The organism is Halobellus sp. EA9 (genome assembly GCF_051195055.1).
Taxonomy (GTDB): Archaea; Halobacteriota; Halobacteria; order Halobacteriales; family Haloferacaceae; genus Haloquadratum; species Haloquadratum rubicundus.
This window is the reverse complement of record NZ_JBNTJW010000010.1, coordinates 131,428-144,728: the sequence shown is the minus strand read 5'-3', so window position 1 is coordinate 144,728 and position 13,301 is coordinate 131,428. Positions and strand designations below refer to the sequence as shown.

13 protein-coding genes and 2 pseudogenes are annotated in these 13,301 nt (G+C 59.2%); 3 read left to right on the top strand and 12 right to left on the bottom strand.

Translation table 11 applies throughout. The features are described 5' to 3' along the window. Positions 1-288: 288 nt before the first annotated feature. The 8 genes from ACQUQ0_RS13800 to ACQUQ0_RS13765 all read right to left on the bottom strand — a co-directional run bounded on the left by ACQUQ0_RS13800 (position 289) and on the right by ACQUQ0_RS13765 (position 7,098). Positions 289-696: a PadR family transcriptional regulator gene (locus ACQUQ0_RS13800; protein ID WP_435185873.1), complete on the bottom strand. Its 408-nt coding sequence runs from the start codon at positions 694-696 to the stop codon at positions 289-291. Between the two features lie 85 nt (positions 697-781). Then, a complete protein-coding gene (locus tag ACQUQ0_RS13795) occupies positions 782-1,600 on the bottom strand; it encodes a hypothetical protein (RefSeq protein WP_435185871.1) in 819 nt (272 codons plus the stop codon). A 149-nt stretch (positions 1,601-1,749) separates the two neighbouring features. Further along, on the bottom strand, positions 1,750-2,553 hold the full coding sequence (locus ACQUQ0_RS13790) for a nucleotidyl transferase AbiEii/AbiGii toxin family protein (protein ID WP_435185869.1): 804 nt from the start codon (positions 2,551-2,553) through the stop codon (positions 1,750-1,752). A gap of 5 nt (positions 2,554-2,558) precedes the next feature. Continuing rightward, positions 2,559-3,389, bottom strand: coding sequence for a type IV toxin-antitoxin system AbiEi family antitoxin domain-containing protein (locus tag ACQUQ0_RS13785; protein WP_435185867.1), 831 nt, complete (start codon positions 3,387-3,389; stop codon positions 2,559-2,561). Between the two features lie 124 nt (positions 3,390-3,513). After that, entirely contained in the window at positions 3,514-4,446 is a 933-nt protein-coding gene (locus ACQUQ0_RS13780; protein WP_435185864.1) for an ImmA/IrrE family metallo-endopeptidase, read from the bottom strand. A gap of 87 nt (positions 4,447-4,533) precedes the next feature. Continuing rightward, complete coding sequence (locus tag ACQUQ0_RS13775) at positions 4,534-4,881, bottom strand: hypothetical protein (protein WP_435185862.1); 348 nt, start codon at positions 4,879-4,881, stop codon at positions 4,534-4,536. Positions 4,882-4,968: 87 nt separating this feature from the next. Then, the gene (locus ACQUQ0_RS13770) at positions 4,969-5,733 is read right to left on the bottom strand and encodes a pirin family protein (RefSeq protein ID WP_435185860.1); all 765 of its coding nucleotides are present in this window, start codon (positions 5,731-5,733) and stop codon (positions 4,969-4,971) included. A gap of 147 nt (positions 5,734-5,880) precedes the next feature. Then, a complete protein-coding gene (locus ACQUQ0_RS13765; RefSeq protein WP_435185858.1) occupies positions 5,881-7,098 on the bottom strand; it encodes a homing endonuclease associated repeat-containing protein in 1,218 nt (405 codons plus the stop codon). Between the two features lie 359 nt (positions 7,099-7,457). On the opposite strand from ACQUQ0_RS13765, the gene ACQUQ0_RS13760 reads away from it, so the two are divergent. From ACQUQ0_RS13760 to ACQUQ0_RS13750, 3 genes are read left to right on the top strand one after another with little or no spacing between them, the layout of a single operon-like run. Then, positions 7,458-7,856, top strand: a complete 399-nt coding sequence (locus tag ACQUQ0_RS13760; protein WP_188884139.1) for an ArsR/SmtB family transcription factor — start codon at positions 7,458-7,460, stop codon at positions 7,854-7,856. Then, positions 7,849-9,012 (top strand): ACR3 family arsenite efflux transporter, encoded by a 1,164-nt coding sequence (gene arsB, locus ACQUQ0_RS13755; protein WP_435185856.1) that lies wholly within the window; start codon positions 7,849-7,851, stop codon positions 9,010-9,012. Before ACQUQ0_RS13760 ends, arsB begins: the two co-directional genes overlap by 8 nt. Before the next feature lie 7 nt (positions 9,013-9,019). Next, positions 9,020-9,466: a low molecular weight phosphatase family protein gene (locus tag ACQUQ0_RS13750; RefSeq protein WP_435185854.1), complete on the top strand. Its 447-nt coding sequence runs from the start codon at positions 9,020-9,022 to the stop codon at positions 9,464-9,466. Between the two features lie 6 nt (positions 9,467-9,472). On the opposite strand, the gene ACQUQ0_RS13745 is transcribed toward ACQUQ0_RS13750, so the two are convergent. From ACQUQ0_RS13745 to ACQUQ0_RS13730, 4 genes and pseudogenes are all read right to left on the bottom strand, one after another. Beyond that, positions 9,473-9,703, bottom strand: coding sequence for a hypothetical protein (locus ACQUQ0_RS13745; protein WP_435185852.1), 231 nt, complete (start codon positions 9,701-9,703; stop codon positions 9,473-9,475). Between the two features lie 65 nt (positions 9,704-9,768). Further along, positions 9,769-10,332, bottom strand: a pseudogene (locus tag ACQUQ0_RS13740) (hypothetical protein); the annotation flags it as partial. A 185-nt stretch (positions 10,333-10,517) separates the two neighbouring features. Beyond that, positions 10,518-11,567 (bottom strand): nicotinate mononucleotide-dependent phosphoribosyltransferase CobT, encoded by a 1,050-nt coding sequence (gene cobT / locus ACQUQ0_RS13735; protein WP_435185850.1) that lies wholly within the window; start codon positions 11,565-11,567, stop codon positions 10,518-10,520. Positions 11,568-11,866: 299 nt separating this feature from the next. After that, positions 11,867-13,210: pseudogene (locus ACQUQ0_RS13730) on the bottom strand (RNA-guided endonuclease InsQ/TnpB family protein). Positions 13,211-13,301 lie beyond the last annotated feature (91 nt).

Here is a 13,301-nt window from a genome sequence, read left to right as displayed (position 1 = left end):
CAGATCTACAACAAACTCCGGAAGCTCGAAGAGGAAGGACAGATCATCGTCGATCGTAGCGGTCGGCTCAATACGTACCAGCGAGCTGAATCAACTGACCGGTAACGCTACACCAAGATTAAATTCGATGGGTGGATCGACGACATATGGACCTGAAGGAGACCGTCGATTATCTCGCCGAAGAACTCGATCTGGAGCGGAGCGACTCCGTCCGTGAAGTCGGTCAGTCCGTGGCTGATCTCCGGGGCTAACGACAGACTATCCCTCCTTCTCCTCTGACAATCACTTCTAATCCGGACGGGGCGCGTTCTCGTACTTGACCATCTTCTCGGGCTTGTCGGAGATAGTGTCGTAGATCTGCTGAAGCGTCTCTTCAGCGGCGAGCAGGTTGTGTTCCTCCAGGAACTCCCGACCCTCTTTGGTGAGTCCGTAGAACTTCCAGGGGTAACTCTGTCGGCGCTGGTCGTCGTCCAGGACGACCTCCTTGACGATGCCGGCGTCGATGAGCTTTTGGATGTGCTTGTAGACAGTGGCGTCACTCACGCTGGGGTTGAGCTCCTCGAGTTCGTACATCGAAGGAAGCTGCTCTGGATGCTGGAGGATGTTGTTGATCAAGGCAAACCGCGTCTGCTGAGTGACAAAGTGGATGAGTTCCCGTGGTGTCGTGCTCTCACCGTTCCCAAGGATATCGTCCATATCCGGGTGTTCAACTGAGCACGCTAAAGTAGTTTACTCCAGAGTAAACTACCGAGCAGAAACGACTGAGAAGCAAGACAGGAGCTTACGCTTGAGGTGGAAGCTGACCATCTGGACGTGGAACCTGCCCCTGTTTGATTTCGTGGTCGACGCGACGCATATGTTTGCAGCCACCGTCTGGAGCGCGCTGCTGCCAATCGGGACAGGTACAGGACTGCCCGATGATATCGACTTCGTATCGATTTCCGGACGCCGCTTCGACTTCGTAGCGACCACCCTTGGCGAGTAGGGAGACGGTCATCGCTTCCTCGACAGCGCGTTTCGTTCGTGGCTCGAGATCCTCAGCTGAGGTGGGGCCATCCGATACGAGCATTCGGTCGCGAACGTCTCCCGCCTGTCCGCCGTCTGGAGCGACAGCGCCGCCAGTCTCCTGAATCCGGCTTTCCAAGAGTGCTTCCGCAAGGTTCCCCTCCGGCCAGAGAAAGTGGACTTCTCGCCGCTCTCGATGATCGTAGGAGCCACAGGCAGCGGCACTCCCTTCCCAGACTCGCCATGCCGCCAGCGCGGCCATCACGGTGAGGATGACCCGGGGAACCGGTGTTTGGTCCTCAGGGTAGAACACTCGAAACCGCGTACAGTCGTCCTGTGGTGGTACTGTGTCCCACCACTCGACGTCGGACCCCCAACTGTCGTACATCGCTTGATCTCGGCCGTATCCGACCGTCACGCCATCGACCTGCGGGATCTCCTCGGGGATCGCGTTGGCATCGCCTTCGAGGAGTCGGAGTACTGTGTACCGGAGATACTCGTGTGCAGGGGAGTTCGTGGCTTGCGCGATCTGGTCGTACTGCTCTGCGACTCGCTCCGCTTCTGCCAGAACGGCTCTGAGATGTCGCTCTGTCATGATTCGGTGAGGCTGGAATGCGCCTCCGCCCCTCGGCGGGCGCTCAAAAACTTAACCAACGCAACAGCCAGAGATCCCGAACTGTTGGTTAATCACCAGAGCTCCGGATGGGACACCCATCGGGCATCAACACCGACATCGGCCGTTGCCTACGGCGATCCCTGTCGGGAGATCGCCGTGTCCAGCTGTTCCCAGACCATCTCGAACGCCGGCGGATCACCGGTCAAGTCCGGCAGCGTGGTCTCCCACTGGTGGCGGATCGTCTCTTGTTGCTCGTCCGGGAGTCCGTCGTTTAGATCAACGGTGAGCCCATCGTGTTTGCACTTCGCGTCGAAGGCGGGCCCCACGTCGGCAAAGTTGATCGCGACCGAATCGGTTTCGAGCAGCTGATAGAGGTCGTAGTAGTCACGGGCCGCTCCGCGCTGGTAGATCGCTCGGAGCTTTTCGGCGAAGATCTCCTCGACGCTGTACGCCTGGAGATCGAATTCGGGAACATCTTCGTACGCGTGAGTGTGCTGAACGGGGTCGAAGGCGACGTGCTCGTCGACCATCACGTCGATGCTGGTCGTGTTGGGGTGGTTAAGGACGGCGCGGTACTGAATGCTGACGTCGACGTAGTGGGTCGGGTAGTGGTCCTGCTGGGATTCGTGGTGCTCGCGAATCTCGAATTCGATGCCAGAGCGGTCGGCAATCGTATCGAGGACCGTTCGGAGCTCCTGTTTGGACCCCTGGTACTCCCCTTCGACGCCAAAATCGAGGTCCTCCGAGAATCGCCACGATTGCGGGAAATACAGCTTGGACAGCGCGGTCCCGCCTTTGAACAGGAGGTTGTCGCCGTAGCCGCTCGTGAAGATGCCCCAGAGGAGCCACGAATTGACGTAGTTCTTTTCGGCGTACCCTTGCCGAACGCCCAGTTCGCGAGCGAGAATCCGGAGCCGGTCCTGACTGATCATCGCGATCAGGACTCCGCCGGCTCCAGCATGGCTGGCTCGACGTTGATTCGGAGGCGATACGTACTGTCGGTCGATCCGGTGTCGGGCCGCGTGGGGTCCAACAGGGAGTACCCACTCGTGAACGACGCAACGAGTTCTTCGCGGGCGGGGAGGTCGATGCCGAGCTGGTCGGCGAGGTAGACGATCCGCTTGGTCGCCGCGCCGTTGTCGAGGCGCTCGAGGTACTCGCCGACCGTGTCCCAGTCGCAACCCCGTTCGTCGGCGGTGCGCATCGCGGTCGCAAGTTTCCGAAGACCACCACAGAACTCGGGGTGGTCCGCACAGTCGACCAGCGTCTTCTCTAGGTCGCTGACCTGAACGGTCGTACCCTCGATGGATGTCGGCTCAAAGCCGAAGAACTTCCGCTCGGTGACTGTCGTGACGCGGTACGGGACACCGTGGATCTCTCGGCTTTGCGCTCGGGTCGGCGTGACGACGTACACCGTCCGGGGAACCTGTTCGGTCAGCCCGTGGTGGCTGAGGGCGCTGTAGTAGCCGATGTACATCGGCTCGGCGACGTGGGCGGCGATGAGGTACTCGTGGGTCGTGTACACGGCCTCCTCGCCGGCAGTGAGTGGAATGATGAGATACGTGCCTGGGAAGAGCCGGTCGAGCCAGCCCTTCTCGGTGAGCCGGGAGGCGATCTCGCGGGCGGTGTTTGGGGGGACCTCCAGCGTCGTCTCGATGTCATCGACGGAGATGATCTGGTGACCCGCGCCAGCGAGTCGTGCAAGGAGTCGACTTTCTCGAGTCGAGAGACCCTGGCGTATATTCTGCGTTTGCTCTATTGTACTCATACCTGCGTTTCTTACATAGAGTATAAACATGGGCCTGCTTTAGCCTTGCGACTGCCGCGGACAGCGGAGATGAGCAGACTTAACCAACAGGATCGGGGTATGGAACCGCGCATTGGTTAAGGATTCAAGCGCCGTCTTCGACTACGTCGATGAGCTCTTCTGCTGTGGAACTGATCCGGTCGAGACGGTCGCGAACGATCTCGGGATCGTCCGACTCCCACGCGGCCAGGTAGAACGCTGACCCGCTCGTGTCGAGCCCGTAGTACCGGCCGACGACGTAGGCGACCGCTTCGGCCTCGACCTCGCGTTTCGACCGCTCGGTGTCGTCGTCGACGTCGAAGTGGAGCAGGGCGTGGGCGTACTCGTGGATCAGCGTCCGGGCGAGATCGGCATCGTTCTCCCGGTCGCGAACCTCGACGAGCGGCTGGACGTCGACGAGGCTCAGCTGCTCACAGATGCCCTTCGCCTCGCCGTGGGTCCACTCCGCTTCCGGAACGATTTGAACCGTCACGCCAAGTTCGTCGGCAACACCGGTCAGCCGAGCAACGAGGTCGCCGGCGTCTCCGGTGGCTTCCGTGTCGAGGTCGGGAAGTGGTTCGCCCTCGGTCTGAGAGATGTCGAACACCGGGGCAGGCTTGAATCCGACGAGGCCCTCGGACCACTCCTCGGGCGGCGTCTCGTCGTACTCACAGTCGGAGTCCTCGTGGTAGCTCGGCGAGTTCTCGCACTCCGGACACTGTGTGGTGATGATCGGCGCCCAGATCCAGATGGCTGACTCGCCCTCCTGGACGTGCCGATCGAACTCCTCCTGCCACGTCCGGTAGCCGGCGACCGTTGTCGCGTCGGGATACTGCCGCTTGATGAGCAGCGTGTTCCGGTAGGAGTAGTCGTGGAAGCGGCTCTGAACGTCCAGCCACTCCTGGAACTCGGCGCTGGCCTGTGCGTCGTCGACGCCGGCGACGAGGTCGTCGATCCACTGTTCGATGGTACTGTTCATCTCGTCGGATCGCGTGTCGGTCTGGTCGAAGGAGACCGACGAGTCTCTGGTCGTGGACATAGTGGTCACTGAATCGGTTGAACGCGATTTCGCCAGTTCAGAACGCGCCGCACCCCTCAGGGGCGGATGAACAACCCTCGAGGAACGCTATCGAAGCTCGGCTGTATCGTCCGCAAAGCCGACCGTGACGAGATACTCGAGGAACTCGTCGAACCGATCGACGTCGCTGGGCGTGTCGGTCGCGAGGTGGCGGGCCCACTCGACTGCCCACCGAAACGCAGGATCAGCTCCACCCTTGCCATGAATGTACCACCAGCGCGCCGCTTTCAGCACGACGAGCGGGTTCGTCGGCGGCTCCGTACTCGCCAGCGCACGGGTCAGCGACTGGATCCCCTCGGGAACGTCGCTTGCGTGGACGTCGCCGGACTGCGTATTCGCGATATCGACGGGTATCTCATCGATCGAGACATCTCTCGATGACTGTTGCTGACTCACGAAAATCACCTGACTGCGAGGGCGTTCGCTGAAGCCCTCACCCTCTCAGGGGGCAGAAAAACAATCCACAGTCGGTCCGCCGGTGTCTCAGCGGCCGATGGTGCCCTGGCGCGTGACCGTCGCGTCCGGGTTGATGCTGAACGCGACGATGGTGGCGTCCTCGGTTGCCGTGACGGCCACGTCGTCGTCGCCGGTCACGAGAGCGCTCTCGGTGTACCCGACCGACTCATCACCGACTTCGACGGCGCCGTCGAACACGTACAGGTAGGTGTGGCGGCCCGGCCGCGACGGGAGCGTGGTCGTGGCGCCGGCGGCGAGCCGGCAGTCGTAGAAATCGATGTCGTTCCGCACGTACAGCGGGGCGTCGGTGCCCTCGGGGCCGAACAGGTGGCGCCATTCGCCGGCGACCGGGTCGGGGATCGGTTCGTGCTGGATGCCGGGCTCGAGGTCGAGGCTGTGCGGGCGGACGAAGATCTGGAGCATCCGCAGCGGCGGATCGTCGGCGAGCGTCTCCTCGGAGTGCCAGAAGCCGCGGCCGGCGTTCATCACCATCAGATGGTCGGCGTCGGTGACCAACTGGTTGCCCTGGCGGTCGTCGTGGCGCATCACACCCTCGGGGACCCACGAGATGATCTCCTCGTTTTTGTGCTGGTGCATCCGAATCAGGGTGCCGGGGTCCATGAACGACTCCACGACCGTCACGAGCGGCCCGTAGCCGTGGTCGTCGTGATCGGGGACGGCGCGGCCGGGGAAGTTGAAGTGGATGCGGAACTTCCCCTGGTTCTGCGAGACGTCCGTTCGTAGTGTCGTATAGATGCGAGAGTGGGTCTGTGCGGAAGGCGACTCGTCCATTACCTTGTGTAGTCGCTCACCCGCTAAATGGGTTCTGCGCCCCGGCTCCTGGCTTCACGGTGAGTAGTGGATCGTGTCTCTCACGCCGGCGGGAGGGAGACGTTCTCCTCGTCAGAGAATTTTGAATTGGATGCAGAATTTCGCAGCTCACCCGATTATTGGTTGGACCGGTAGCCGTTCGAGGCATCGATGACATGGAATACAGAGTGTCAGTAGATTACTCGGGACATTTGGATCATCGATCGAACGGTCTGGATCATTGTAGAACCGCCGGCGTGGAATTCGATGGTGAACCGGGAGATCACGGCCGAACTGGTCTCGGTGTGTTTCGCGGTCCATCCCACAACGGAGACAGGATTCGTTGTCGCGGCCGATGATCTCCTCACGAATCTGTGGCCAGTTCGAGCCAAATGGAATTGTCTCGGTATCTGATTGACGATAATTCTCTAAATAATCTGGATCGGCCGCCTGAAGTGCCGTTCGCCATGATCCGAATACGCGCCAATACGGCTGGGTCGTGTATTTCCCGTGTTCAAGCATCTCACTCGTCGTCGGTGGATGTCCCAACTCTCCCGCGAGCTCTCGCAATTCGGTTAATAGATCCTCACGTGGAATTCGCCATCGGGTATTTGGCTCGAAGCCGGCGGCTGTAAGCGCCTCGTTCCAAGAGCCGAATCGCTTCTGGTAGACCGATCCGCTCCATTTTCCTTGGTCCCGCATCTCCTCTTTGCGGGGAATGTGTCCCAGCTCGTCGCTGAGTCTTTTGAGTTCAGACACCAGAGTGTCCTCACTCACGTCCCGTGCATAGTATATCTCCAAGCCAGCCCTCCGAAGAGCCTGATTCCAATTTCCGAAGGCCCGCTTGTACGGACCTGTGGTGTATGGACCATCTTGATCCATCTCGTCTGTCGTGGGTGGGCGGCCAAGTTCCTCAGCGAACTCCTGTAGAGCGGTAATGAGTGTTTCTTCGGAGAGGTTCAGTTCAACGTTGGGCTCCAACCCAGCTGCCCGTAGTGCTGAGTTCCACCTGCCGAATCGCTTGCAGTATGTTTTCACCGAGTACTTTCCGTGATCTCTGTAGATTCGCTCTGAAGGTGCCTCTCCTGCGATTTCAGCGACTGATTTGAGATCCGCGAGAAGATCGGCTTTCGGTGTCGCTGGTCTTCCATTTGGTTCGTTTGTTCCCGTCTCAAGATCGGCAGTCTTGAGCGCTTCATTCCACGACCCGAAACGGTCCGCGTAGGTCTTTGCGGCATGAGGGCCGGACTCGTTCATCTCATTTTGCGACGGAGGCCGCCCAAGTTCCGAGGCGAATTCCTGGAGACGATTGAGGAGTTCTTCGTCTGAGTACAGCTTCTTGCCCATGATTTGTGATGTGATTGAATCACTCAGTTTGGTCCCGGCTTGATATTTGAATGTCAGTTCTCGTGTTGGTGAGTCGTCACCTGTTGATGTTGACTGAGCTTCTATTCGATCGCGCGAGGCCGCTGCTAGCTGCCCCGCACCCTCTCAGGGGCACCAACAACAGGCTGGAAGCGCTATTAACCAACAAATGGCTATAACCACCAGATGTTGGTTAATCGTTTCACCCGATTGACTGGCTATGAGTGTCTTTAGGAATGAGTCAAGTATTCTATCCACAGCGACGGAATATAGCTTGTAATAAGCCGCATAGGGGACATTAATCGGAAGTCTTACTTGAGAGTATATTCAATTCGATTACGATGGCACAAGGGACGGAACGACTTCGACGCTATCTCGACGACGAACTTGAGGAGTGTCGCAGCGAGGACGTCGAGCGCCGACTCGACGAGCTCAGTACCCTCGAAGCAGCACTCGGGACTGCGCAGGTAGAGGCTGAACTCGATGTGCTCTCGGCACTCTCCAACGAGACACGATATACGCTGGTCCGTGTGCTCGTTGCCGCACAAGAGGAACTCTGCGTCTGTGAGTTGAATGCGGTCGTTGACGTGACCGAGAGCGGGCTCAGCCACGCGCTCTCGAAACTCGTCGATGCAGGCCTGGTCGACGGCCGGAAGGACGGCCGGTGGAAGAAATACCGCGCTACCAACCGGGCTGTCGCGCTCGTTACTGTCCTCGAGGGGAGCGTGACCGATGAGTAACGTCGATGCCCACGACCACGGCCCCAACTGTGACTGTGAGAGCTGTGGCGACCCGCGGTCGATGGACTTTCTCGATAAGTACCTCACCGTCTGGATTTTCGGGGCGATGGCGATCGGCGTCGGGCTCGGCTTCGTCGCCCCCTCGGTGACCCAACCGATTCAGAACTTCCATCTCGTCGAGATCGGCCTCATTGCGATGATGTATCCGCCGCTGGCGAAGGCCGATTACTCGCAACTTCGGACCGTCTTCAGCAACTGGCGAGTCCTCGGGTTGAGCCTCGTCCAGAACTGGCTGATCGGCCCGACGCTGATGTTCGGGCTCGCGGTCGTCTTCTTCAGCGGACTCGTTCCGGGACTTCCTGCGCGGCCCGAATACTTCCTCGGGCTCGTGTTCATCGGGATGGCCCGGTGTATCGCGATGGTGCTCGTCTGGAACGAACTCGCCGAGGGGTCGACCGAGTACGTGACGGGGCTGGTTGCGTTTAACAGCCTGTTCCAGATTGTCACCTACGGGGTGTACGTCTGGTTCTTCGCGCTCTTTCTCCCGCCGCTACTGGGGATGGAGTCACTCGTCGCCGGCATCACGACGTTCGACATCACGCCGATGCAGGTATTCGAGGCGATCGTCATCTTCCTCGGGATTCCGTTCGCCGGGGGATTCCTCACCCGGTACGTCGGAACTCGCGTCAAGAGTGAAGCGTGGTACGATGATGAGTTCATCCCGAAGATCGACCCGCTAACGCTGGTTGCGCTTCTGTTCACCGTCATCGTGATGTTCGCCACACAGGGCGGCGCCATCGTCGCCTCGCCGGGCGACGTTCTCCTGATCGCGGTGCCGCTGACGATCTACTTCGTCGTGATGTTCCTCGTGAGCTTCGGGATGGGGCGGGGAATCGGTGCGGACTACTCGACGACGACGGCCATCGGATTCACGGCGGCGTCGAACAACTTCGAGCTGGCCATCGCCGTTGCCGTGGCGGTGTTCGGGGTCGGCTCCGGTGTCGCATTCGCAACGGTTGTCGGCCCACTCATCGAGGTCCCCGTCCTGCTTGCGCTGGTCAACGTCGCGCTGTACTTCCAGCGAAAGTTCGACTGGGGTGGCTTCGATACTGGAAATCTCGATTCATCCGCACCTGAGCCGACGACTGACGATTAACAGAAACATGTCAGCCAATACTGAAGCAGATGACCCGATTCGTATCGCCTTCATGTGCGTCCAGAACGCTGGCCGTTCACAGATGTCCACGGCCTTCGCAGAACGTGAACGAGACCGGCGTGGGCTCGAGGACCGTGTCGAAATCCTCACTGGAGGCACCCACCCAGCCGACCACGTACATGACGAGGTCGTCGAGGTGATGGACGAAGCGGGGTTCGATCTCTCCGATCGGACTCCCCGCGAGATCTCGCTTGAGGAATTACGGTCCTGTGACTACGTCGCTACGATGGGCTGTTCGACACTCGATGTCGGCGATGTCGGCGACGAAGTTGATGTCCGGGATTGGGCCTTGGAAGATCCTGACGACCAGGACCTTGATCGGGTGCGCGAGATTCGTGACGATATCGAGCAGCGGGTCAAGTCGCTGTTCGATGAGATGAGCACAGCAGAGTAGAGTACTCTACTCGTCTTCCTTCTGTGCTTCTCGTAACTCTGCTGCCTTCCACTCGAGACGGCGCAGAATCTGCGGTCGATTCTGATTGGTATTCTCGTAGGCGACGCATTCCCGGAGCGTCTCCATATCGGGTATCGTCGCGATTCCCGCCTCGATCAGACGATGATTCGGCGCTTCGAGGCGTTTCTCAGGCGGGAACCCGTCATCGCCTTCGTCGGTATCTGTAGACTGGCCCATCTCCGTTGACCTCCACCCCTCGGGGGCGAGAGAAACAAACCGCCGACTACAGCTCCGTCGCCACGTCAGATCATCGCGTCCTGGAACCGCTCACGGAGCACATCCTCCCGCTCCTCGAACTGGTCGACCTTCTCCTGCAAGTCATCGCTGACGCGCTCGATGGTCGCGAGTGCCCGCTCGCCGGCGAGCGACGCCTGCGACCCGTCGTCGCCGTCGGCCTCCAGTTGCTCCTCGTAGGCTCGCTCGACACGCTCGATGGTACCCTCCGGGTTGAACAGGATGTCGTTGGCCGTGCGGACGTAGCCGTCTAGCGACGCACCCTCCTTGCCCTGGAAGAAGTGGGTCAGCGCGTACGTCGCGCCGGAATGTAGCGTCCACATATCGATCTCGACGGGCGAGACAGCGTTGGCCTCCGCATCGCTCGCGGCGCGCTCGGCTAGGTAGTCCGGGAAGCCCAGCAGGCTGTAGAACTCCGTGACCGTGAACGGGAGCTCAGAGAAGTCGAGGTCGATGTCTTGGGCGTCACGGATGAACTCGAAGAGGTCGTCGGCGACGAGTTCGACCTGTGCGAGGATCTCGTCCCACCAGGTCCGGAAGTTCCGCACGTCGCCGACGGGATGGATTGGCTCTGTTGAAATCTTTAGAAGCTGATAAAAACGGCGTGCGAGATACAGAGCATGGGTTCAGCACGGAAGTCGCGTTTGTTTCACGGTGAAATCAGGGAACTCCTGCTACGCAGGGTGGCGGATTGACCCGCGAGGTTTCAGATATGAGGTGTCTCGTTTACAATTTCGTTTTGCCCCTGTGCACACTCTTATGCGACATTACTGTCCGGATTCGCTGCAGGGTGATCTTCGGGCGCGTCCGCAAGCAGCCGATCGTACACTGTAACAATTCGCTCGTGAAGATCAGCCATCGTAACCGCAGAGTCGGCAGTTATCTCACCCGTGATGAGCGCGAGGGCTCCCCCCATTCCGACCCCTTCCTTCGCTTCGCCACGAATGTACGCGTCCATGGAAGGGTGATCGGTTCGAGCGAACTCGGGATTCGTCACCGTGAGATCAAGGTCAAGTGCGTCGGCTAACTTGCGGACGTTCGCACTGTTGTCATCAGCAATGAACGATGTCGTGGTCTGGGATAGCGGTGCCTCCACACCGTAGTGACGCACGAGCGCAGCCGCAGCACTCATTTGAGTCCCACCGGCAAGCGTCACGTCCGTCCCTGATTCGAGCGCCCCTACCGTCAGTCCCGACACGGCAGCTAACACGGGGTCGCCGACGGCCCTGACGGCATTCACTGGTTCACTAGCAGCGTCGCCCTCGGCAAGCTCACTCGCTTCAAGTCCATCAGCAACCACGGATCGCTTGAGTTCGAGCGGGTTCTCTGGCAGTGACGAGGAGACGGCTGTGGGTTCGCCGAGGGCTGTCAGCACACCCATTGCGGTCGTCGTGCCTCCGGGGATCGTCTCTGCGACAACGAGTTCGTCATCGGGAAGTGACTTCCCATACTTCCGTGCAGCGTCAAACTTCTCCGCTGCGTCCGGGACGGCCGTCTCCTCCCGTATATCCTGTCCCGTAGAACCGGGTACTGTAACCGTCGGTGCCGTGGTCGGTTTCGCCGTTCCTGCGTTCAGAACAACGCTCTCGAATTCCAGCAGTTCCCTCGCTGCACGCGACACCACAGCGGGGGTTGGACACCCCGTTGGACTGACTGGCACCACGGGAGCCTGCGTCGGCCGGCCATAACTGAGAATCTCGGCGTCCGCGCTGGGTGTATGGAGCATCAAATCCGGGTTGGCCCCTGCTGCGCTGATTCCATCGATACGTGCGGTCTCGGTATTGCCGATTGTGAGGACGAATTTCATGAATCTCTGTCTCCTGACTCTGCAAACAGTAACACAAACAGACTTGAACTAACCAAACTAAAGTTTTGCCATGCGGTTACTGAGTCTTGGTGATGGGCTGGACTTAGCGATTCTTTCCTGTCTATTTCAGCTATTGTCGCGTGACCGACTTGCGTTCTGTATTCAGCAGGACTACTGAAACCTATCACCGAGGGAGGGTTTCAACAAGACCGATGGATTCTGAGCCGAAAAGCGCATCGTGTTGAACATTGACATCCTCCACGGCTTTCCAGACGTGGTTTCCCCTATGAGTGTTCCCACTACGAGGATCCTCTAGAGGCAATATTCCTATCCGGATGGATAGTACTCCGGTCTGTGCGCTGTTCTTTGGGACGGTGAGAGCGTGGCGACTCCGACCATTCGTGGTCGTCCCACTCGAACCGCACGGGCTGTGCCATCAGCCGTACTGGGTTGTTTATGTGACGCTCCAGCAACGTCTTTGAGGCCGTGAGGTCCGCGTGACCCTGAAAGCCACACGAACAGGTCAGCGTGTCCTGTTGTCGAGTCGTGAGATCTGTGGACCCGCAGTCTGGACATTCCTGACTGGTCCACGCTTCAGACTTGATGCTGACTGTGATACCGTACTCCTCAGCGGTACAAGCCAGCCGGTCGGTGAATTTCTTGAACGACCAGAAGTTGTGGGTCTTCGCGTTTGCCTCTACCGACCAGTGCGTACTCAGTACACCGGTGAGATCCCCGACATACACGGTGTCGATGCCCTCGTGGTACAGTCGTTCAAGGAGGTCCCGGCACAGCGCTTCTTGTGCGTGGTCCCGTCGGCGAGTCCGTTTTCGATACAGTCGCCGAATACGGTTACTACTGGATCGCCCAGCTGGAAGCTTCGTCATCAACTCGGCAATCCGGTGTGTTGTGTCGCGGAATCGCTTGAACAACTCACGACCTTCATACAGGTATTGTTCACCGGTCGTTGTCGTACAGGCGACGAGGTTGTTCGCACCCACGTCCAGAGCGGCCTTTTCAGAGGCCAGTGGAGTTGCCCGTGTGTCCTCTGGCACAGTTACGGGCTGCGAAGCTCTGAACGTGTCGTCAACCTCGTCGTACCGCAGGTTTAATCGGCCCTGTGAGTCGTATTCTGTCCACTTCGGCTTCCCGGACACTTCCAGACGGAGTCGCCCAGTCCGACCATATTTCCCTTTCAGCTGCTTCCCGATGAGTATCTCCAATCTGGAGCGGTTGCCCCATTCGATGGTGTACGCATCGTTACGAATCACCGTCTGGAGATCTCGTCCCTCGTCCTGGTTCCCCCGGAATCCCGGTGGGTCCGGGTGAGTTGTGATGGACTCATCTGACTTATCGTAGTACTGATCCTTCATCTGGAAGAAGGACCGCTATGCTGCTGAATTCTTCCGGATTACCTGCTGGGACGTAGATGCTCCGAGGACGCCTTTGTACTTCCCTTCGAGATGGCCGGTATCTACATCCCACACACCCTCGTTCTCGTACCCGGCTTTGTCATCGTATCTGATGAGCCGCTCGTAGTTCACCTCGTTCCACAAAGCGGCCGATGCGTCCAGCAAGTCACGGAGCAGTTGCTCATCTTCGGGTGAACGTGGGCACACCTCGAAGGTGTTTGTCCTCTTCATCGCCCGTATGTTTCTACGGCTAAAATCACTTGAAGGCGACCCGTCCACGGTGAATGTGAAACTAGCATCACTCCTATTCCCTCCTTCTCAG

What these genes read in the sequence shown, in the direction of transcription:
- ACQUQ0_RS13795 (WP_435185871.1), bottom strand. Translation starts at nt 1,600, where the DNA reads ATGACAGAGCGACATCTCAGAGCCGTTCTGGCAGAAGCGGAGCGAGTC.
- ACQUQ0_RS13745 (WP_435185852.1), bottom strand. Translation starts at nt 9,703, where the DNA reads ATGGGCCAGTCTACAGATACCGACGAAGGCGATGACGGGTTCCCGCCT.
- ACQUQ0_RS13790 (WP_435185869.1), bottom strand. Translation starts at nt 2,553, where the DNA reads ATGATCAGTCAGGACCGGCTCCGGATTCTCGCTCGCGAACTGGGCGTT.
- cobT (WP_435185850.1), bottom strand. Translation starts at nt 11,567, where the DNA reads ATGAAATTCGTCCTCACAATCGGCAATACCGAGACCGCACGTATCGAT.
- ACQUQ0_RS13765 (WP_435185858.1), bottom strand. Translation starts at nt 7,098, where the DNA reads ATGGGCAAGAAGCTGTACTCAGACGAAGAACTCCTCAATCGTCTCCAG.
- ACQUQ0_RS13785 (WP_435185867.1), bottom strand. Translation starts at nt 3,389, where the DNA reads ATGAGTACAATAGAGCAAACGCAGAATATACGCCAGGGTCTCTCGACT.
- ACQUQ0_RS13770 (WP_435185860.1), bottom strand. Translation starts at nt 5,733, where the DNA reads ATGGACGAGTCGCCTTCCGCACAGACCCACTCTCGCATCTATACGACA.
- ACQUQ0_RS13780 (WP_435185864.1), bottom strand. Translation starts at nt 4,446, where the DNA reads ATGTCCACGACCAGAGACTCGTCGGTCTCCTTCGACCAGACCGACACG.
- ACQUQ0_RS13800 (WP_435185873.1), bottom strand. Translation starts at nt 696, where the DNA reads ATGGACGATATCCTTGGGAACGGTGAGAGCACGACACCACGGGAACTC.
- arsB (WP_435185856.1), top strand. Translation starts at nt 7,849, where the DNA reads ATGAGTAACGTCGATGCCCACGACCACGGCCCCAACTGTGACTGTGAG.
- ACQUQ0_RS13750 (WP_435185854.1), top strand. Translation starts at nt 9,020, where the DNA reads ATGTCAGCCAATACTGAAGCAGATGACCCGATTCGTATCGCCTTCATG.
- ACQUQ0_RS13760 (WP_188884139.1), top strand. Translation starts at nt 7,458, where the DNA reads ATGGCACAAGGGACGGAACGACTTCGACGCTATCTCGACGACGAACTT.